We start from the raw sequence: 20,998 nt of genomic DNA, 5'->3' as shown, positions 1-20,998 counted from the left end.
CCAAAAATGAAGATCAAGCATGTGGGAGCAAGCCCGCTCCCACAGTAGAATTTTGTGATGTATTCACGTCATCTTTTATCTCAAAGACGCGTGTAAGATAGCCGCACTTTGCCAGGGATGCTCACCATGTTCGATTCGTTGAAAGCGATCAGCCGCCGTATTGCCGGTGCCTTATTGACCGTGGTGGGGGCCGTTTTCGGTCAATGGCATCCGCCGCGCTGGCTACGCGCCATTGGTCAAGGCCTGGCCAACCTGGGCGGCAAGGCTCGCGCTTATCCACGCCAATCCGGTGCAGCAGTTGTGGGTCTGGCGTTGTTGGCGGGTGCCGGTTTCTATGGCTGGCAGTGGTATTCACATCTGCCCAAACCCCATACCGTGGGTTACTCGCTGCACAAACCGAACCTGACCGATTACACCCAACCACAACCGGTTGTGGATAACTTGCAGGTGCGCTTCGCCGAGTCCGTCGCCCCACTGGCAGCAATTGGCAAGCCGGTGACCCATGGCATCACCCTGAAACCAAACGTAGCGGGTAGCTGGCGCTGGTCCGATAACCGTACGTTGCTGTTCGTGCCGGAAAAAGACTGGCCCATCGATGCTCACTACACCCTCGATATGGGCAAGAAAAACCTGCTGGCCGACGGCGTGCTGCTGGACCAATACAGCACTCAGTTCTCCACCCAACCGTTCCGCGCCACCCTGGCGCAAAACGAGCTGTATCAGGACCCGTCCAACCCGACACTGAAACAGCTGGTGGCGACTTTCCATTTTTCCCACCCGGTAGATGAAGAAAACCTGCGCAAGCGCGTGTCGATCACCCTCGGCAAAGGTTTGGCCTACCGCGACGCGCAGTTGCCCAACCGCCCGGAAATCACCTTCGACGAGAAGAAACTCAACGCCTACGTGCGCTCCGCTGCCTTGGCCACCCCGCTGGAAAGTACGCCGGTCAGCGCCAAGCTCGACGAGGGCATCAAGGCCCGCGACGGCGGCAACGCCAGCACGGCGCCGCTGGTGTCGGAAGTCACCGTACCCGGTCGCTACCGCCTGACCTTCACCGGCGCCGAAGTGAGTTTTGTCGACAACCAACGCGGCGAACCCGAACCGGTATTAATGTTCAGCAGCTCCAGCGCCGTGGCCGACGAAACCATCGCCGGTAAGGTCCAGGCTTGGCTGTTGCCGGAAAAAGCCCAGGACGATACGCGCCCCTATTCCGCCAACGACATCGACGACGCCCTGCTTGCCCGCAGCACCAAGGTCAACCTGACCCACGTGCCCAGCGTCGAACCCCTGAACACGCTGCACGCGTTCAAATTCAAGGCTCCGGCCGGTCGCGCACTGTATGTGCGCGTTCCTGCCAACCTGGAGGCCATCGGCGGCTATCTGGCGAAAAACCCTACGGCATCGCTGATCAGCATGCCGGCGTACCCTCGCACGTTGCAGTTCCTGTCTGACGGCGCGTTGCTCAGTCTCAACGGTGAAAAACGCCTGGGGTTCATGGCCCGTGGCGTACCCGGCGCCCATGTGGAAATCGCCCGCCTGCTGCCCAACCAGTTGCAACACCTGGTGGATCAGAGCAGTGGCAGCTTCGCCCGGCCGAATTTCAGCAACGAATATTTTGATCGCATGGTCGAGCGCCAGGCATTGGAGATTCCCCTGTCATCCAATGACCCGGCGAAAACCGTCTACGACAATGTCGACCTCAGCCCCTACCTCACCGCCAATGGCGGCCGGCGCGGCATTTTCGTGCTCAAGCTCAGCCCGCAGGATGACCCGGCCACGCGCACGTTCGAATACGACCGCAGCAGTACCAGCGACCTGCGTTTCATCGTAGTGACGGATCTGGGCATCATCGCCAAACGCTCCAGCGACGGCAGCCACGATGTGTATGTGCAGTCCATCAGCAATGGTTCGCCGGTGGCCGATGTGCAAGTCGACATCATGGGTCGCAACGGCCTGCCGGTCGCCAGCGGTCATACCGACAGTGAAGGCCATGCGCATTTCGCCAAGCTGGATGAATTGCGTCGTGAGAAAACGCCACTGATGTATGTGGTCACTCGCGGCAACGATCAGTCGTTCCTGCCGATTGCCCGTCAGTCCCAGCAGCTGGATTTATCGCGCTTCGATGTCGGCGGCTTGCAAGAAGACGGTGCGATTGATCGCCTCAGCGCCTACCTGTTCACTGATCGCGGGCTCTATCGCCCAGGCGAAACCGCGCACCTGGGCATGATCGTGCGCAGCGGCAATTGGAAAGGTGCTCTGCTGGGGCTGCCGGTGGAGCTGCAAATCACCGATCCCCGTGGTCTGGAAGTGATTCGCCAGCCGTTGAAGCTGTCCGCCAGCGGTTTTGAAAGTTTCGATTTCCCCAGCAGTGAAGTCGCCCCCGCCGGCGAATACACCGCGACCTTGCAGTTGATTGGCCAGAAGCAGACACGCACCGATTTGGGCAGCGTGAACTTCAAGGTCCGCGATTTCGAGCCCGACCGCATGAAGGTCAACCTGAGTTTGCACGACACCCCGGTACAGGGCTGGATCCCACCGGACCAGGTGGTGGCCAAGGTCACCGCCATGCACCTGTTCGGCGCCCCGGCAGCCGGCCGGCGGGTCACCGCAAAAATGTCCCTGAGCCCGACGCTCGCGGCATTTGACCGTTACCCCGACTACCGTTTCCGCCTCAATAACGGCCTGGAAGAAACCAACACCGAAGACCTGGCGGAAACCACCGTCGACGACAACGGCCAGGCCGTGCTCGACCTCAACCTACAGCGTTTTGCCAACAGTACCTATCGCTTGCAAGTGATGGCCCAGGTATTCGAAGCCGAAGGAGGCCGTAACGTCGCGGCGCAAAGCGCATTGCTGGTGTCGCCCGCGCCTTACCTGGTCGGTGTGAAAAGTCAGGATTCACTGTCATACGTCGCCAAGGACACCCCGCGTGAAGTGCATTGGCTGGCCGTGGCGCCAGACCTGACGCCACTGGCGGTAGACGGCCTGACCACTGAAGTGGTCGAGCATCGCTATGTGTCGGTACTGGTGAAACAGTCCAATGGCACCTACAAGTACGAGTCGCGCATCAAGAACATCAGCCAGCCGGCCTCACCACTGACGATGACCAAGGAAGGCGCCAAGCAGGCCCTGAACACCGGCACGCCAGGGGATTTCACCCTGCAGTTGAAAGACGCCAATGGCAACCTGCTCAACCAGATCGACTACAGCGTGGCCGGGCGTGGCAACACTTCGCGTTCCCTGGAGCGCAACGCCGAACTGCAACTGCGCCTGGACAAGCGCAGCTATGCCACGGGCGATGAAATCGCCATCAGCCTGCGTGCGCCGTATACCGGTGCCGGTTTGATTACCATCGAGCGTGACAAGGTCTACACCCAGCAGTGGTTCAAGGCCGATAGCACCAACAGCGTGCAACATATCCGCGTGCCGGCCGGGCTTGAGGGCAATGCCTACGTCAACGTGCAGTTTGTGCGCGATATGGGTTCGGCTGAGGTGTACATGAGCCCGCTGTCCTACGGCGTGGTGCCGTTCAGCATCAACCTGGATGCGCGACGCATGGCGCTGAAGGTAGAAGGCCAGGAGAAGATCGAGCCGGGGCAGACCCTGGACATCAAGGTCACCGCCGACCGACCAGGCCGTGCGGTGGTGTACGCGGTGGACGAAGGCATCCTGCAAGTAGCGCGTTATCAGGCGCCGGACCCGCTGGGCTTCTTCTTCCAGAAGCGTGCGCTGGAGGTCGGTACGAGCCAGATTCTTGACCTGATCCTGCCTGAATTCAGCCGCCTGCTCAGTGGGGCGGCGCCCGGCGGTGATACCGAAGGCGCGCTGGCCAACCACCTGAACCCGTTCAAGCGCAAACATCAACCGCCCGTGGCATGGTGGTCCGGCCTGGTGGACTTGCCGGCCGGTGAAACCGTGCTGCATTACCAGGTGCCGGACAGCTTCAACGGCAAACTGCACCTGTTCGCAGTGGCGGTGGACAGCGACAGTGTCGGTGTCAGCGAGGCCAATACCGAAGTGCGTGGCCCAATTGTGATCACGCCGAACGTGCCCGCCTTCGTGGCGCCGGGGGATGTGTTCAACGTCAGCGCCGGGGTGTTCAGCAACCTCGACGCAGCGGCGGATGTGAAGTTTGAAGTGCAGACCAGCGACGGCCTGGCGGTGCAGGGCGGTAAAGGCAGCACCCTGTCGCTGCAACCACGCAAGGAAGGCACCGCCGAGTTCAAGATCAAGGTCGGCGAAACCCTCGGCTCAGCGGACCTGCGTTTTGTCGCAGTGTTGCCCAATGGCAAGCGTATCCAGGTCGCCGAAACCACGTCGATCCGCCCACTGAGTGAACACCGCGTCGCCCTGAGCCTGGGCCGTTTCGACAGCGCCAGCAAAGAGCTCAAGCCGACCCGCGAGCTGTTCAGCCAGTTGCGCGACGTGCAACTGGGCGTAGCGGCATCGCCGCTGGTGTGGGCCAACGGGCTCAAGCATTACCTGGATGACTACGGCTACGCCTGCACCGAACAACTGGTGTCCAAGGCCATGCCGGCACTGATCTGGGGTGGCACCGCCCCCGAAGCCGAGCAGGCATTCAGCGGCGCGGTGCGTATGCTGCGCCAGCGCCAGAACTCGGCCGGCGGCTTCGGTCTGTGGGCTGCCAACCCGGACGTGGCGCCGTACACCAGCCTGTACGCCACCGATTTCCTGATCGAAGCCAGGGAGCGCGGGCTGCCCGTACCGGAAGATCTGTTGGTGCGTTCCAACGCTTACCTGACCGACCTGGCCAATGGTCCAAGCGAAGGTCTGTCGGAATTGCGCAACCGGGCCTACGCCAGTTACCTGCTCAGTCGGCAGGGGATCCTGGTAAGCGGCGCCCTGAGCGATATCCGCGAGCGCTACGAGAGCTACTTCAAGGACAGCTGGCAGAACGACCTGGGCGCAGCCTACCTGGCCGCCAGCTACAAGTTGCTCAAGCAGGATCGCCAGGCCGATACGCTGTTCCGTAAAATCCCGTGGCGCTCGCTTGTGGATAAGTGGGACAGCGACGGCCTGTATTACGACCCGCTGGTACACGATGCCGAACACCTGCACCTGCTGGCGCGGCATTTCCCCGAGTTGCTGGACGAGGTGCCGACAGCCTTGCTGGATAAGCTCGGCAAACGCCTCAACGAGCAGCGCTACAACTCGCTGTCGGCGGCACTGCTGTTGCGTGCGCTGGATAACTATGGCCAACGTGCGCAGAGCGACATGACCCTCAAGGCCACCGCCTGGCTGAGTGACAAGCAGCAGCAATTGCTGGAGATGGCCGGCCAGCCGCCCCGCGCTGCCGTGCCGCGCACCACGCAAAAGCTGGTGATGGAGAAAACCGACGGCCCGGCCGCGTTCTACATGCTCAGCGAGGCCGGCTTCGACAAGGGCGCCAAGCTCAAGCCGATCAACAATGGCCTGGAAATCATCCACGAATACCTCGACCTCAAAGGTGAGCCGGTGAGCAAGGTCGCCGTGGGCGATGAGTTCCTGGTGCGCCTGCGTCTGCGCGCTACCGACCGTGATCAGGTGCAACAAGTGGCCGTGGTCGACCTGCTGCCAGGTGGCGTCGAGCCTGTGTATAACCTGCCGCCGGAGCCGGAGCCCGCCAGCACCGAGGAAAGTGAAGGCGACGACGCCGAGTACGTGGAAACTGCAGACGGCGACGAAGCGGCGGATACCTGGCAAGCGCCGATCGGCGAAACCGAGCTGAGCAACTGGCAGCCCGACTACGTGGACGTGCGCGATGATCGAGTGGTGTTGTACGGCACCGCGCTGCGCGACGCAGGGACCTTCGTCTACCGTGTACGCGCCACCAACGCGGGTACCTTCAATACGCCACCGGCTTACGCCGAGGGCATGTACGAAACCACCCTGCAAGGGCGCGGCAAAGTAGGCCAGCTTGAAATTACCAAGCCTTAAACGCGTGACGCCGCTGCTGGCAACGGCGGCGTTATTGGTGGGAGGGCTGGCGGGGCTGCGGTTGTGGCCCCACGCCTCGCTGGAGCAAGCGGTTACGTCGTCACGGGTGGTATTGGCTGACGACGGTTCGCTGCTGCGCATGACCCTGGCGGATGACGGGCAGTATCGCCTGTGGCTCCCACTGGAGCGCATGTCACCGTCACTGGTCGAAGCCTTGTTGCTCAAGGAGGACCGCAATTTCTATTGGCACCCGGGGATCAATCCCCCGGCGTTGCTGCGCGCGGCCATGGCCACCTACAGCGGCGGACAGCGCCAGGGCGGTTCGACCTTGAGCATGCAACTGGCGCGACGCCTGTGGGATTTGAACACCCGCCAAGTGCCCGGCAAATTGCAGCAGATGGCCCTGGCCGTTTGGCTGGAAGCACGTTACAGCAAGCACGACATTCTTGAGGCCTACCTGAACCTGGCCCCCATGGGTGGCAATATCGAGGGCGCCGAGGCGGCCAGCCGTATCTACTTCGGCAAGTCGGCGACCCGGTTGTCCTTGTCCGAGGCCTTGGCGCTGGCGGTGATTCCACAGCAGCCGGGGCGGCGCGCGCGCTTTGGGCCGTCATTGCAAAATGCGCGGCTGCGGTTGATGGCCGACTGGCGCGAGACTTATCCACAAGACCCGCGCAACGACAGTCTGCTGGAGTTGCCCCTGGAAGCGCGCAACCGCCAGCAGATCCCGTTTCTGGCGCCACACCTGAGTGAACAATTGCTGGCGTCCCAAAACGGCAATGAGTTGAACACCACCCTCAGCCTGCCCTTGCAGCAACTTCTGGAACGCCTGATCAGCGGCTTTATCGCCGAGCGGCGCAGCACCGGTGTGGAAAATGCCACGGCGATCCTGATCGACAGCCGCGACCAGAGTGTCAAGGCGCTGGTGGGCTCGGCCGATTACTTATCCACAGGCATTCATGGTCAGGTCAACGGCGTGTTGTCACGGCGTTCACCAGGGTCGACGCTCAAGCCGTTTCTGTATGGGCTGGCACTGGATCAAGGGGTGATTCATCCCATGAGCATCCTCAAGGACCTGCCCAGTAACTTCGGCTACTTCCAACCAGAAAATTTCGACGGCAGTTTTGTCGGCCCACTGACGGCACGCGATGCGTTGATCCGTAGTCGTAATATTCCCGCTGTTTGGCTGGCCAGCCAGCTCAAATCGCCTTCGCTGTACGGTTTGCTGCAACGAGCCGGGATCAAGGGCCTGCGCAACGAGAGCCACTACGGCTTGGCCTTGGCCCTCGGCGGCGGCGAAATGACGCCCGAAGAGCTGGCACGCCTGTATGTGATGCTCGCGGGTGACGGGCACCTGCGGCCGTTACGCTATCTGCAGGAACAACCGCAAACCACCGGCGCACAACTGCTGACGCCTCAGGCCGCCTTCATGGTGCGCGACATGCTGCGCCATAACCCGCGCCCGGACGGCTTGCCGGGCCGCCATTGGCGCACCGCGTGGAAAACCGGCACGTCCTGGGGTTTTCACGATGCCTGGAGTGCCGGCCTGGTCGGCCCCTATGTGCTGGTGGTGTGGGTCGGTAACTTCGACGGTCGGCCGAACCCGGCGTTTATTGGTGCCAAGACCGCTGCGCCGCTGTTCTTCCGCATTGCCGACGCCCTGCCACTGGCTTTGCCCAACGTGGTGATCAAAGCCGACAAACCGCCCGCCGGGCTGGTGCGCATCGATGTGTGCGCAGCCTCCGGCGAACTGCCCAACCGCTGGTGCCCGCAAACCCGCAAGACCTGGTACATCCCTGGCGTGTCACCGATTCGCGTCTCCAACCTGCACCGTCCGGTGCTGATCGACACCCGCACCGGCAAGGCGGCGTGCCCGCCGTTCGATCCGCAATACACGCGTGAAGAAGTCTTCGAGTTCTGGCCCAGCGACGTACAGCGCCTGTACCGCGCCGCCGGCCTGCCCCGACGCACACCGCCCAATGTGATGAAAAACTGCCAACCCAACCGCATCAGTGATTCAAGCGAAGCGCCGCAGATCCGCTCGCCGCTGACGCAGGTCAGTTATCAACTGCGCCTGTCCCAACCACAGGAAAGCATCCCACTGAACGCCAACGCAGCCAGCGATGCGATGACGCTGTATTGGTTTGCCGACCAGACGTTGATTGGCCAGGGCTCACCGCAGACCACACTGAACTGGCGGCCGGGCAAGTCGGGAGAGTATCGGTTGCGGGTCAGTGATGATCAGGGACGCAGTGCGAGCCGGGGGTTGAGGGTGGAGTTTGTGCCGTGAACCGGCACCTCTGTTACCTGACTCAGTAAAACCGCCGGTGAAGATCCGGAAATATCATCTGTGCAAACCAGACGGGAAGCCCAGGATAGATCGAACGCGACTTTGCCGAAGGCGCTTCAACCACCCCCATATCAATCAACTTCTTAAGCTGATCACTCGCTACACGGTCATGCAAACCAGAGAAAATCTTAAAGTCCGCCCGAGCAATTTCGCCCTGAGTCAGCAAGATATGGATGGCCTTGGCCATTTCTTGTTTCACCCCGGACTCTACGAATACCCCTTCAAGCCCGATCACCCTCTCAAGTCTCTGGCGTAATGTTACAAGGTCCATCGCTTTCTCTACGTACTCCATCTGATCAATACAGACTTGCAACATGAACTCTACAAACTCGAACAACCCTCCTTGAGTCAACTGACCACGACCGTCGAGGTCCCCTCGACGAGGCTGATCAGCAGCGCGCAAGCGCCCATAATATTCTTCCTGTTTTCTCGCCAATCCTCGGGAAAGCGACCAAAGGGGTGATGCGAGCCCCAGACGCATCAGTTGCAAGTGCGTAATCATGCGCACCACTCGGCCATTCCCATCTTCAAATGGGTGAACAAACGCGAGACGATGGTGATAAGAAAGAGAGCTGAGAATGCGTGAAGTCAGGTCAGGTTGCCCGCCGTATACATGCTGTAGGCGCTTGAGCATTGGAGTGACTGACTCCCACGCAGGCGCAGCATGGTCCCCTACCAGAACATTACGTTTTGCTGTATCCCGCAATTGGCCGGGCGCGAGTAATCGACCGTCACTGAGTCGCAAGTCCTTATCGCCGGCACCTACAAAAAGCCGGCGATGTATCACAGACATAAATTCAGGGGCAAAGAAAACGCTCCAAGGCGCGTCAACTGCTTTTGGTCGTCGCACCACCCGCTCTAGCAACTCCTGAACGCCGATATGACTTTCCGCCAATTCGCGCAACTCTTTTGAGTCACGCCTCGGCACTCGCGCAGACAAGGTTACAGGCTCCGTATACTGGCCTTCGATCAGGTTGCTGTAATAGCTATTGGTGATTCGCATCAGCCCGCCGATACGCGTGGCGGTGTTTTCGGGGAGTAAGCCAGTGAGTTTTCCTGCACGGAACGACAGCGTCTCCGCCGTACGTAAAATCGACGCTGGGAAACCAGGAGATGGCCAGATAGGCTCCAACCAGTGATTTCCGGATATGAATTGCTGCGCCATTTTTCTCACCTTATTCCGATTTTTTTTCGGATCTATTTTCCCCTAATCTCCAATAATAACGGGATGAATCGACATTTTTATACAACTATTTAGTAGAGAGTTTTCCGATTTATTTTCTGATTATTTAAACCTATGCAACAAGCTCCACATAGCTCGACTCCCCTCCCCCCGTCGCCCCCGATAACCAGCCCCATTTGAAATGCAGCGTGGTATATCCGGCGGCGTCGACACCGAGGGTGCCACGCGACCAACCGCACAGCAGCTCACCTTCCACAGTCAGGCACTGATACAGCAACTCGATAGTGTCCGGGCCGGTCACTCGCCCGACTTGCGTGCCCAGCCGAATCCGACCGCCCTGGTAGGTGCCGGAAATGGCCTCGCCCTCGACCTGGTAATGAAACACCGTATCCGCACCGGATAGCCCGTGGGCATTATTGGCGACGGTGAATCGGCGGTTGTTCAAGCGCTGGTGAATCTGGGAAGGGGTTTGCATCGAAGTGGCATCCTTGCGCGGGAAGCCTGGAGACCCAGGGCGGGTCTCCAAGGTGCAGCGGGTTACTCCACAGTCACCGACTTCGCCAGGTTACGCGGCTGGTCCACGTCGGTGCCTTTGAGCACGGCCACGTAGTACGACAGCAACTGCAGCGGGATGGTGTAGAGGATCGGCGACAGGGTGTCGTGGATGTGCGGCATATTGATGACGTGGGTGCCTTCACCGTTGGCCATGCCGGCCTTCTCATCGGCGAACACGATCAACTGGCCACCGCGAGCGCGTACTTCCTGCAGGTTGGATTTGAGCTTCTCCAGCAGTTCGTTGTTCGGCGCCACGGTGACGACTGGCATGTCGTCATCGACCAGGGCCAGCGGGCCGTGTTTCAACTCACCGGCCGGGTAGGCTTCAGCGTGAATATAGGAGATTTCCTTGAGTTTCAGCGAACCTTCCATCGCTACCGGGTACTGCGCGCCACGGCCGAGGAACAGGGTGTGGTTCTTGTCGGCGAACAGTTCGGCGACTTTTTCCACGGTGGCATCCATCGCCAGGGCTTCGCCCAGACGGGTTGGCAGGCGGCGCAGTTCTTCAACCAGGGTCGCTTCAAGACCTTCAGCGAGCGTACCGCGCACCTGGCCCAGGGACAGGGTCAGCAGCAGCAGGGAAACCAACTGGGTGGTGAAGGCTTTGGTGGAGGCTACGCCGATTTCACGACCCGCCTGGGTCAACAGGGTCAGGTCGGATTCACGCACCAGGGAGCTGATGCTGACGTTGCAGATCGCCAGGCTGCCGAGGAAGCCCAGCTCCTTGGCGTTACGCAGTGCAGCCAGCGTGTCGGCGGTTTCGCCGGACTGGGAGATGGTCACGAACAGGGTGTCAGGCTGCACCACCACCTTGCGGTAGCGGAACTCACTGGCCACTTCGACCTGGCACGGGATGCCGGCCAGTTCTTCCAGCCAGTAACGGGCGACCATACCGGCGTGGTAGCTGGTGCCGCAGGCGACGATCTGTACATTGCGCACTTTGGCGAACAGTTCGGCGGCCTGCGGGCCGAATGCATTGACCAGCACTTGGTTCTGGCTCAGGCGACCTTCCAGGGTACGTTGCACCACGGACGGTTGCTCGTGGATTTCCTTGAGCATGAAGTGGCGGAATTCGCCCTTGTCAGCTGCCTCGGCGCCATCACGGTATTGCACGGCCTCGCGCTCGACAGATTGGCCGTTGATATCCCAGATCTGCACGCTTTCACGGCGAATATCAGCGATATCGCCTTCTTCCAGGTACATGAAGCGGTCAGTGACCTGGCGCAGTGCCAGTTGGTCAGACGCCAGGAAGTTCTCACCCAGGCCCAGGCCGATCACCAGCGGACTGCCACTACGGGCGGCAACCACACGGTCGGGCTGGCTGGCGCTGATCACGGCCAAGCCATAGGCACCGTGCAGTTCCTTGACCGTGGCCTTGAGGGCATTGGTCAGGTCGCTGTGGTCCTTGAGTTTGTGGTTCAGCAAGTGCGCGATGACTTCGGTGTCGGTGTCCGAAGTGAACACATACCCCAGGCCCTTGAGCTGTTCGCGCAGCACTTCGTGGTTTTCGATGATGCCGTTGTGCACCACAGCCAGGTCACCGGAGAAATGCGGGTGAGCATTGCGCTCACACGGCGCGCCATGAGTCGCCCAGCGGGTGTGGGCGATGCCCAGGCGACCTACCAGCGGCTCGCCGGCCAATGCCTGGTCCAACTCACTGACCTTACCTGGGCGACGCATGCGCTCAAGCTTGCCCGCGTTGGTGAAAACCGCCACGCCGGCACTGTCATAGCCGCGATATTCGAGACGCTTGAGGCCTTCGATCAGGATGGCAGTAATACTACGTTCAGCAACTGCGCCAACAATTCCACACATGGTGTTTCTCCTAGATGACTGCCGCGCATATCAGCGTAATGCCGCGGGCTTGGATCTGGTCGCGGGCCTCAGGCGGCAGGCGATCATCGGTAATTAAGGTATGGACGCTGCTCCAGGGCAGTTCCAGGTTGGGAATCTTGCGGCCGATCTTGTCGGACTCGACCATCACCACCACTTCACGGGCGACTTCGGCCATTACGCGGCTCAAGCCGAGCAATTCGTTGAAGGTGGTAGTGCCACGTTCCAGATCGATGCCGTCGGCACCGATGAACAACTGGTCAAAGTCGTAGGAACGCAGCACTTGCTCGGCGACCTGGCCTTGGAACGAGTCCGAATGCGGGTCCCAGGTGCCACCGGTCATCAACAGCACCGGCTCATGTTCCAGCTCACTCAACGCACGGGCCACGTGGAGGGAGTTGGTCATCACTACCAGGCCGGGTTGGTGGCCCAGTTCGGGAATCATCGCGGCGGTCGTACTGCCGCTGTCGATGATGATGCGTGCGTGTTCACGCAAACGCATCACGGCCGCACGGGCAATCGCGCGCTTGTAGGTCGAGATGGGCTGAGCGGCGTCGCCGACCAGCTCCTGCGGCATGGTGATAGCGCCACCGTAACGGCGCAGCAGCAGGCCGTTGCTCTCAAGGGCAGCCAGGTCCTTGCGGATAGTCACTTCCGACGTTTCGAAATGCTTGGCCAATACGTCCACGCTGACTTCTCCCTGCTCATTGAGCAAGGTCAGGATGTTGTGGCGTCGTTGGGGGGTATTTCGTTTCGACATGGTGACGATAAGTTTCGTTTCGAAAGATAACGAACGCAATCAAAACCTATTACCGAAAGATCGTCAAGTAACATTTCTTGAAATGTGGGAGGGGGCTTGCTCCCGATAGCGATAGATCAGTCAACTCAGGCATCGACTGAAAACCGCCATCGGGAGCAAGCCCCCTCCCACACTGGAGTCTTGTTGCTGGGGAGAGTGTGGATAACTCAGCTCTTTTTGATCTTGACCGGGCGTTTCCAGCCGTCGATGTTGCGCTGGCGAGCACGGGCTACGCCGAGCTGCAAGTTATCCACATCCTGGTTGATGGTGGAACCTGCAGCTGTGGTCGCGCCATTACCAACTTTCACCGGGGCGACCAGTGAATTGTTAGAGCCGATAAACACATCTTCACCCAATACAGTCTGGTGCTTGTTGGCGCCGTCATAATTGCAGGTGATGGTGCCAGCGCCGATGTTGGTGCGTGCACCGATAACCGCATCACCCAAGTAGGTCAGGTGACCAGCCTTGGCGCCTTGGCCCAGGTGGGCGTTCTTCAGTTCAACAAAGTTACCCACATGGGCTTTGGCTTCAAGCACGCTACCCGGACGCAACCGCGCAAACGGGCCTGCATCACTGCCCTCGCCCATCACCGCGCCATCGAGGTGGCTGTTAGCCTTGACCACCACACCTTTGCGCAGGGTACTGTCCTTGATCACGCAGTTCGGGCCAATCACCACGTCGTCCTCGATCACGACGCGACCTTCCAGAATCACGTTGATGTCGATGAGGACGTCTCGGCCCACGGTGACTTCACCGCGCACGTCGAATCGCGCCGGGTCGCGCAAGGTCACGCCTTGGGCCATCAGGCGGCGACCTTCGCGCAGTTGGTAGTGACGTTCCAGTTCGGCCAGTTGCTTGCGGTCGTTGGCGCCCTGCACTTCCATCGGGTCGTGAGGTTGCTCGGTAGCGACCAGCAAGCCATCGCTGACGGCCATTTCAATCACGTCGGTGAGGTAATACTCGCCCTGAGCATTGTTGTTGGACAGACGGCTCATCCAGTCAGCAAGCTTACTGGCCGGGACCGCCAGAATGCCGGTGTTGCCTTCGGTGATAGCACGCTGGGCTTCGGTGGCGTCTTTGTGCTCGACAATGGCCGCAACCTTGCCGTCGGCGTCACGCACGATGCGCCCGTAGCCGGTAGGGTCGTCCAACTCCACGGTGAGCAGGCCCATCTGGCCGGGTACTACGTGTTTGAGCAGGCGTTGCAGGGTTTCCACTTCGATCAGCGGCACATCGCCATAGAGGATCAGCACCGTGTCGGCACTGATGAACGACACGGCTTGTGCCGTGGCGTGGCCAGTACCCAGTTGCTTGTCTTGCAATACGAAATTCAAGTCATCCGCGGCGAGACGTTCACGTACCACATCGGCACCGTGCCCGATCACCACGTGAATCCGCTGCGGGTCCAGCTGCCGAGCGCTGTGGATAACATGGCCGAGCATGGAGTTGCCCGCGACCGGGTGCAGCACCTTGGGCAGGGCCGAACGCATGCGAGTGCCCTGGCCTGCGGCGAGAATGACGATTTCAAGAGACATGAATGGCTACCAATCCTGGGCGGTCCGAGTTCAGACCAAAGAAGTGTTTTACAAAAAAAGAAAAAGGGTAGCCGAGGCTACCCTTTTTAATCAATCGCGCATGAAGCATGACGGCATGGCCGTTTACTTCTTGCGGATCTGCTGGAGCGTGCGCAGCTGAGCTGCAGCCTCGGCCAGACGTACAGCAGCAGCGCTGTAGTCGAAGTCCGCACCCTTTTCGTTCAGGGCCTTCTCGGCAGCCTTGACGGCTTCCTGAGCGGAGGCTTCATCCAGGTCGCCAGCACGTTGCACAGTGTCGGCAAGTACCTTGACCATGTTCGGCTGAACCTCGAGGAAACCACCAGAGATGTAAAACACCTCTTTTTCCCCGCCTTGCTTGGTCAGAGTGATCGGACCTGGCTTCAAGCTGGTGATCAACGGCGCGTGACCCATGGCAATACCAAGGTCACCGAGTTCGCCGTGTGCAATCACCATCTCTACCAGACCGGAGAAGATTTCCCCTTCCGCGCTGACGATATCGCAATGGACTGTCATAGCCATCTGATTGCCTCAACCTGATGAGCGCCCGTTTCCGGGCGCCTGGATTACAGTTTCTTGGCTTTCTCGATCGCTTCTTCGATGCCGCCGACCATGTAGAACGCTTGTTCTGGCAGGTGGTCGTAGTCACCGTTGAGGATGCCTTTGAAGCCAGCAATGGTGTCTTTCAGGGAAACGTATTTACCCGAAGCACCGGTGAAGACTTCAGCCACGAAGAACGGCTGCGACAAGAAACGCTGGATCTTACGAGCACGGTTTACCAACTGCTTGTCGGCTTCCGACAGCTCGTCCATACCCAGGATCGCAATGATGTCCTTCAGTTCTTTGTAACGCTGCAGCACGTACTGAACGCCGCGAGCGGTGTCGTAGTGCTCCTGGCCGATCACGTTCGGGTCCAGCTGGCGCGAAGTCGAGTCGAGTGGATCGACCGCTGGGTAGATACCCAGGGAAGCGATGTCACGGGACAGAACGACGGTGGCGTCCAAGTGGGCGAAGGTGGTCGCAGGCGACGGGTCGGTCAAGTCATCCGCAGGTACGTATACCGCTTGGATCGAGGTGATCGAACCTTCCTTGGTCGAAGTGATACGTTCTTGCAGAACGCCCATCTCTTCAGCCAGGGTCGGCTGGTAGCCTACTGCCGAAGGCATACGGCCCAGCAGTGCGGATACTTCAGTACCGGCCAGGGTGTAACGGTAGATGTTGTCGACGAACAACAGTACGTCGTTACCTTCGTCACGGAACTTCTCGGCCATGGTCAGGCCAGTCAGTGCTACGCGCAGACGGTTTCCCGGCGGCTCGTTCATCTGACCGTAAACCAGTGCCACTTTGTCCAGAACGTTGGAGTCCTTCATCTCGTGGTAGAAGTCGTTACCCTCACGAGTACGCTCACCCACACCCGCGAACACGGAATAACCGCTGTGCTCGATGGCGATGTTACGGATCAGTTCCATCATGTTTACGGTCTTGCCTACACCGGCACCACCGAACAGACCTACTTTACCGCCTTTGGCGAACGGGCAAACCAGGTCGATAACCTTGATGCCGGTTTCCAGCAGATCGTTGCCGCCAGCTTGCTCGGCGAACGAAGGTGCTGGACGGTGAATGCCCCAGCGCTCTTCGGTGTCGATCGGGCCAGCTTCGTCAATCGGGTTGCCCAGTACGTCCATGATCCGGCCCAGGGTCGCTTTACCGACCGGTACGGAGATGGCTGCGCCAGAGTCGACAACGTCCAGACCGCGCTTCAAGCCTTCGGTGGAACCCATCGCAATGGTACGAACTACGCCGTCGCCCAGCTGCTGCTGAACTTCCAGAGTAGTGTCCGCGCCTTGTACTTTCAGCGCGTTGTAGATGCTCGGTACGTTGTCGCGTGGAAATTCCACGTCGATAACGGCGCCGATGATTTGAACGATACGTCCGCTACTCATAGCTGGATCCTCTGAATATTTGAACCGTTAAACCGCGGCAGCGCCGCCGACGATTTCCGAGATCTCTTGGGTGATCGCAGCCTGACGCGCCTTGTTGTAGATCAGCTGCAAATCGCTGATCAGATCACCGGCGTTATCGGTAGCGTTTTTCATCGCGATCATCCGCGCCGCTTGTTCAGCTGCGTTGTTCTCGACCACCGCCTGGTACACCTGCGACTCCACGTAGCGCACCATCAAGCCGTCAAGCAGCTCTTTGGCGTCTGGTTCGTAGAGGTAGTCCCAGTGGTGCTTGAGTTCCTGATCCGGAGTCGCCACCAGTGGAATCAATTGCTCCACGGTTGGCTGCTGGGTCATGGTGTTGATGAACTTGTTGGATACCACGGAGAGACGGTCAATCCGGCCTTCCAGGTATGCATCCAGCATCACCTTCACACTGCCGATCAAATCATTGATCGACGGCTCTTCACCCAGGTGGCTGATAGCTGCAACGACGTTACCGCCGAAGTTACGGAAAAAGGCCGCACCCTTGCTACCAACAACACACAGATCGATCTCGACGCCCTTTTCGCGGTTTACCGCCATGTCCTTGACCAGGGCCTTGAACAGGTTGGTATTCAAACCACCGCACAAACCACGGTCACTGCTCACAACCACATAACCAACGCGCTTTACTTCGCGGTCGATCATGAACGGGTGGCGGTATTCCGGGTTGGCGTTGGCCAGATGCCCAATTACCTGGCGGATACGCTCCGCATAAGGACGGCTAGCAGCCATGCGCATTTGTGCCTTGCGCATTTTGCTGACCGCCACTTTTTCCATGGCGCTGGTAATTTTTTGCGTGCTTTTGATGCTCGCAATCTTACTGCGAATCTCTTTTGCGCCTGCCATGTAACACCTATCAGGTTAGCAAGCGGGAGCCTTGCGGCTCCCGCTGCGGCTTACCAGGTTTGGGTGGCCTTGAACTTCTCGATACCGGCTTTCAGGCCAGCGTCGATTTCGTCATTGAAGTCACCCTTCACGTTGATCTTGGCCAACAAGTCGGCGTGATCGCGGTTGAAGTAAGCAATCAGCGCTTGTTCAAAGCTGCCGACCTTGGCGATTTCGACGTCAGTCAGGAACCCACGCTCAGCGGCATACAGCGACAACGCCATGTCAGCGATCGACATAGGGGCGTATTGCTTCTGCTTCATCAGCTCGGTAACGCGCTGACCATGCTCAAGTTGCTTACGGGTCGCTTCGTCCAGGTCAGAAGCGAACTGGGCGAATGCCGCCAGTTCACGGTACTGAGCCAGAGCGGTACGGATACCACCGGAGAGCTTCTTGATGATCTTGGTCTGAGCGGCACCACCCACACGGGATACCGAAACACCGGCGTTCACAGCAGGACGGATGCCTGAGTTGAACATGGCCGATTCCAGGAAGATCTGACCGTCGGTGATGGAAATCACGTTGGTCGGAACGAACGCGGAAACGTCGCCAGCCTGGGTTTCGATGATCGGCAGAGCGGTCAGGGAACCGGTTTTGCCGGTCACTGCGCCGTTGGTGAACTTCTCTACGTACTCTTCCGAAACGCGGGATGCGCGCTCCAGCAGACGGGAGTGGAGATAGAACACGTCGCCTGGGTAAGCTTCACGGCCTGGTGGACGGCGCAGCAGCAGGGAAATCTGGCGGTAAGCCACTGCTTGCTTGGACAGATCGTCATAAACGATCAGCGCGTCTTCACCGCGGTCGCGGAAGAATTCACCCATGGTGCAACCGGCGTACGGTGCCAGGTATTGCAGCGCAGGAGATTCCGAAGCACTGGCAGCCACGATGATCGTGTTTTTCAGTGCACCGTTTTCTTCCAGCTTGCGAACCACGTTGGCGATGGTCGATTGCTTCTGACCAATGGCTACGTAGACGCAGAAAATGCCGCTGTCTTTCTGGTTGATGATCGCGTCGATGGCCAGAGCGGTTTTACCGATCTGACGGTCGCCGATGATCAGCTCACGCTGGCCACGGCCGACAGGAATCATGGCATCGACAGCCTTGTAGCCAGTCTGTACAGGCTGGTCTACCGACTTACGCCAGATCACGCCTGGAGCAACTTTCTCGACCGCGTCGGTCTCGGTGTTGCCCAGTGGACCTTTGCCGTCAACAGGGTTACCCAGTGCGTCGACTACGCGACCCAGCAGTTCCTTACCAACCGGAACCTCCAGGATGCGGCCTGTGCACTTGGCGCTCATGCCTTCAGCCAGAGACTGGTATGCGCCCAGGATAACGGCACCTACGGAGTCCTGCTCCAGGTTGAGGGCCATACCGTAGACGCCGCCCGGAAACTCGATCATCTCGCCGGACATGACGTCGGCCAGACCGTGAATCCGCACGATACCGTCAGATACGCTGACGACAGTGCCTTCGTTACGGGCTTGGGAGGTCACATCGAGCTTGTCGATGCGGCCCTTGATAATTTCACTTATTTCGGAAGGATTGAGTTGCTGCATTGCTCTGCTGCCCCTTCAAACTCAAGATTTCAATGCTTCGGCAAGTTTCGCGATTTTGCCGCGAATCGAGCCATCGATAACCAGGTCGCCGGCACGGATAACAACACCACCGATCAGTGATGCGTCCTCCGAAGCTTGCAGGCGCACTTCCCGATTGAGTCGTGCACTGAGAACCTTGGCGAGTTTGTCTTGCTGTTCTTGGTTCAATGCAAAAGCACTGGTCACTTCAACGTCTACCGACTTCTCTTCTTCGGCCTTATACAGGTCGAACAGAGCGGCAATCTCCGGCAAAAGCAGGAGACGGTCGTTTTCGGCAACGACGTGGATGAAGTTCTGCACTTTCACATCAAACTTGTCGCCGCACACTTCAATAAAAGTGGCGGCCTTGTCTGCGCTCGTCAGGCGCGGGGCCTTGAGCACGCGCTGCATGGTGTCGTCTTGCGACACTGCTGCAGCCAGGCCGAGCATGGCTGACCAAGAGGCCAGCTGCTGGTGGGCCTGGGCGTGCTCGAAGGCTGCCTTGGCGTAAGGTCGGGCCAACGTGGTCAGTTCTGCCATGATCGCCCTCGCTTAAATTTCAGCAGCCAGTTTATTAACCAGCTCCGCGTGCGCGTTTTGATCGATTGTGGCACCGAGGATCTTCTCAGCGCCGCCGACCGCCAGGGCACCCAGTTGGGCACGCAGCGCGTCTTTGACGCCGTTCAGTTCCTGTTCGATCTCGGCATGAGCCGAAGCCTTCACACGGTCAGCTTCGACGCGGGCTTTTTCAACAGCCTCTTCGACGATCTGGTTACCGCGTTTCTTGGCTTGCTCAATGATTTCAGCTGCCTGTGCTTTAGCTTCGCGCAGTTGATGACCCGCTTTCTCTTGGGCCAACTCCAGGTCGCGAGCTGCACGGGTGGCAGCGTCCAAACCATCCGCGATCTTCTTCTGACGTTCGTGCAAAGCCGCGATGACCGGAGGCCACACGAACTTCATGCAAAACACTACAAAAATGAAGAACGCAACGGATTGGCCAATCAGGGTTGCATTAATGTTCACGCCAACACCTCGCTCATTCGTTGTCCATCACCCTAATCACTCGAAAATTCGAGTGATTAGCCAGCGAGTTGACCAACGAAGGGGTTCGCGAAGGTGAAGAACAGAGCGATACCAACGCCGATCATGGTCACGGCGTCGAGCAGGCCGGCGACGATGAACATTTTAACTTGCAGCATTGGAACCATTTCTGGCTGACGCGCTGCGCCTTCCAGGAATTTGCCGCCCAGCAGGCCGAAACCAATGGCAGTACCCAGAGCGCCCAGGCCGATCAACAGTGCAACAGCGATAGCGGTTAGACCAACTACAGTTTCCATCTTTCCTCCCGACTTTTACGTCGTATGGTTTAGGTTTTTAGATTTTAAAGCGGTAAAACAAATCGTTTCATAGCCCGCTAGGGCCACCTTCCCGTATTACCGGGAAGGACATCAGACTAGTCGAGACTGGTCTTAATGGTTCTCTTCGTGCGCCATCGACAGGTAGACGATGGTCAGCATCATGAAGATGAAGGCCTGCAGGGTGATGATCAGGATGTGGAACACAGCCCACGCCCACTGCAGAACCACGCCCAGGCCGCTAAGCCAGAGCAGACCGCTGCCGAACATCACAGCGATCAGGATGAACACCAGCTCGCCGGCATACATGTTGCCGAACAGTCGCAGGGCCAGGGAGATAGGCTTGGCGACCAGGGTCACGAATTCCAGCAGGAAGTTCACCGGGATCAGCAGGGCTTGAACGAAGATGTTCTTGCTGCCGAACGGGTGCAGGGTGAGTTCGCCGATGAAGCCGCCGATGCCCTTGACCTTGATGCTGTAGAAGATGATCAACGCAAACACCGACAGGGCCATGCCAAGGGTGGCGTTAGGGTCCGTGGTGGAAACCGCACGGAATGGAATGTGGTGATCGCCGGAGATCAGGATGGCCAGCTGAGGAATCCAGTCGACCGGTACCAGGTCGACGGCGTTCATCAGGAACACCCAGACGAAGATGGTCAGTGCCAGCGGTGCGATCACCGGGCTACGGCCATGGAAGCTGTCTTTCACGCTGCCATCGACGAATTCGACCAGTACTTCAACGAAGTTCTGCAATGCACCTGGCTGACCGGAGGTCGCCTTCTTCGCCGCCATGCGGAAAATCAGGACAAAGATCAGGCCCAGTGCGACCGACCAGCCCAGAGTATCCAGGTGGAAAGCCCAGAAGCCCATTTCCTTGGCTTCAGCTGCGGTATGGGCGAAGCCCCAGCCGCCGTTGGGAAGCTGACCGAAAGTCAGGTTCTGCAAGTGGTGCTGGATATAGCCCGAAGCGGTTGTTTCTGCCATGTGTG

At 59.1% G+C, this 20,998-nt stretch carries 15 protein-coding genes; 2 read left to right on the top strand and 13 right to left on the bottom strand.

Features of this window, described 5'->3' with window-relative positions; translation table 11 throughout:
- The first annotated feature begins 126 nt into the window (after window positions 1-126).
- Both DK870_RS09820 and pbpC read left to right on the top strand, forming a co-directional pair.
- Window positions 127-5,937 carry an alpha-2-macroglobulin gene (locus DK870_RS09820; protein ID WP_161548531.1) on the top strand — a complete coding sequence of 1,937 codons (5,811 nt, stop codon included), beginning with the start codon at window positions 127-129 and terminating at the stop codon, window positions 5,935-5,937.
- Window positions 5,918-8,227: a penicillin-binding protein 1C gene (gene pbpC / locus DK870_RS09815; protein WP_161548530.1), complete on the top strand. Its 2,310-nt coding sequence runs from the start codon at window positions 5,918-5,920 to the stop codon at window positions 8,225-8,227. The genes DK870_RS09820 and pbpC overlap by 20 nt, the downstream gene beginning before the upstream one ends.
- Before the next feature lie 22 nt (window positions 8,228-8,249).
- Here the strand turns inward: pbpC and DK870_RS09810 are convergent, their stop codons facing one another.
- The 13 genes from DK870_RS09810 to atpB all read right to left on the bottom strand — a co-directional run bounded on the left by DK870_RS09810 (window position 8,250) and on the right by atpB (window position 20,993).
- Window positions 8,250-9,452, bottom strand: coding sequence for a Fic family protein (locus DK870_RS09810; protein WP_081087084.1), 1,203 nt, complete (start codon window positions 9,450-9,452; stop codon window positions 8,250-8,252).
- 130 nt (window positions 9,453-9,582) lie between these two features.
- Entirely contained in the window at window positions 9,583-9,945 is a 363-nt protein-coding gene (locus tag DK870_RS09805) for a hypothetical protein (RefSeq protein WP_104995072.1), read from the bottom strand.
- A gap of 62 nt (window positions 9,946-10,007) precedes the next feature.
- The gene (glmS, locus tag DK870_RS09800; protein ID WP_090367819.1) at window positions 10,008-11,840 is read right to left on the bottom strand and encodes a glutamine--fructose-6-phosphate transaminase (isomerizing); all 1,833 of its coding nucleotides are present in this window, start codon (window positions 11,838-11,840) and stop codon (window positions 10,008-10,010) included.
- 10 nt (window positions 11,841-11,850) lie between these two features.
- Complete coding sequence (locus DK870_RS09795; protein ID WP_090367817.1) at window positions 11,851-12,618, bottom strand: DeoR/GlpR family DNA-binding transcription regulator; 768 nt, start codon at window positions 12,616-12,618, stop codon at window positions 11,851-11,853.
- Window positions 12,619-12,824: 206 nt separating this feature from the next.
- Window positions 12,825-14,192, bottom strand: coding sequence for a bifunctional UDP-N-acetylglucosamine diphosphorylase/glucosamine-1-phosphate N-acetyltransferase GlmU (gene glmU / locus DK870_RS09790; protein ID WP_161548529.1), 1,368 nt, complete (start codon window positions 14,190-14,192; stop codon window positions 12,825-12,827).
- Between the two features lie 123 nt (window positions 14,193-14,315).
- Window positions 14,316-14,732, bottom strand: coding sequence for a F0F1 ATP synthase subunit epsilon (locus DK870_RS09785; RefSeq protein ID WP_003177061.1), 417 nt, complete (start codon window positions 14,730-14,732; stop codon window positions 14,316-14,318).
- A 44-nt stretch (window positions 14,733-14,776) separates the two neighbouring features.
- Window positions 14,777-16,153 carry a F0F1 ATP synthase subunit beta gene (gene atpD, locus DK870_RS09780; protein WP_060756579.1) on the bottom strand — a complete coding sequence of 459 codons (1,377 nt, stop codon included), beginning with the start codon at window positions 16,151-16,153 and terminating at the stop codon, window positions 14,777-14,779.
- Between the two features lie 27 nt (window positions 16,154-16,180).
- Window positions 16,181-17,041, bottom strand: coding sequence for a F0F1 ATP synthase subunit gamma (gene atpG, locus DK870_RS09775; protein WP_010207685.1), 861 nt, complete (start codon window positions 17,039-17,041; stop codon window positions 16,181-16,183).
- A gap of 50 nt (window positions 17,042-17,091) precedes the next feature.
- Window positions 17,092-18,636 carry a F0F1 ATP synthase subunit alpha gene (gene atpA, locus DK870_RS09770; RefSeq protein WP_060756578.1) on the bottom strand — a complete coding sequence of 515 codons (1,545 nt, stop codon included), beginning with the start codon at window positions 18,634-18,636 and terminating at the stop codon, window positions 17,092-17,094.
- Between the two features lie 21 nt (window positions 18,637-18,657).
- Entirely contained in the window at window positions 18,658-19,194 is a 537-nt protein-coding gene (locus DK870_RS09765) for a F0F1 ATP synthase subunit delta (RefSeq protein ID WP_060756577.1), read from the bottom strand.
- A gap of 12 nt (window positions 19,195-19,206) precedes the next feature.
- Window positions 19,207-19,677, bottom strand: coding sequence for a F0F1 ATP synthase subunit B (locus tag DK870_RS09760; protein ID WP_060756576.1), 471 nt, complete (start codon window positions 19,675-19,677; stop codon window positions 19,207-19,209).
- Window positions 19,678-19,733: 56 nt separating this feature from the next.
- Window positions 19,734-19,991: a F0F1 ATP synthase subunit C gene (atpE, locus tag DK870_RS09755; RefSeq protein ID WP_002555987.1), complete on the bottom strand. Its 258-nt coding sequence runs from the start codon at window positions 19,989-19,991 to the stop codon at window positions 19,734-19,736.
- A gap of 132 nt (window positions 19,992-20,123) precedes the next feature.
- Window positions 20,124-20,993 carry a F0F1 ATP synthase subunit A gene (gene atpB / locus DK870_RS09750; RefSeq protein ID WP_024078254.1) on the bottom strand — a complete coding sequence of 290 codons (870 nt, stop codon included), beginning with the start codon at window positions 20,991-20,993 and terminating at the stop codon, window positions 20,124-20,126.
- Window positions 20,994-20,998: the final 5 nt, after the last annotated feature.

Source organism: Pseudomonas sp. Q1, assembly GCF_009935975.1.
GTDB lineage: Bacteria > Pseudomonadota > Gammaproteobacteria > Pseudomonadales > Pseudomonadaceae > Aquipseudomonas > Aquipseudomonas palleroniana.
This window is presented reverse-complemented; position numbering and strand designations above follow the sequence as displayed.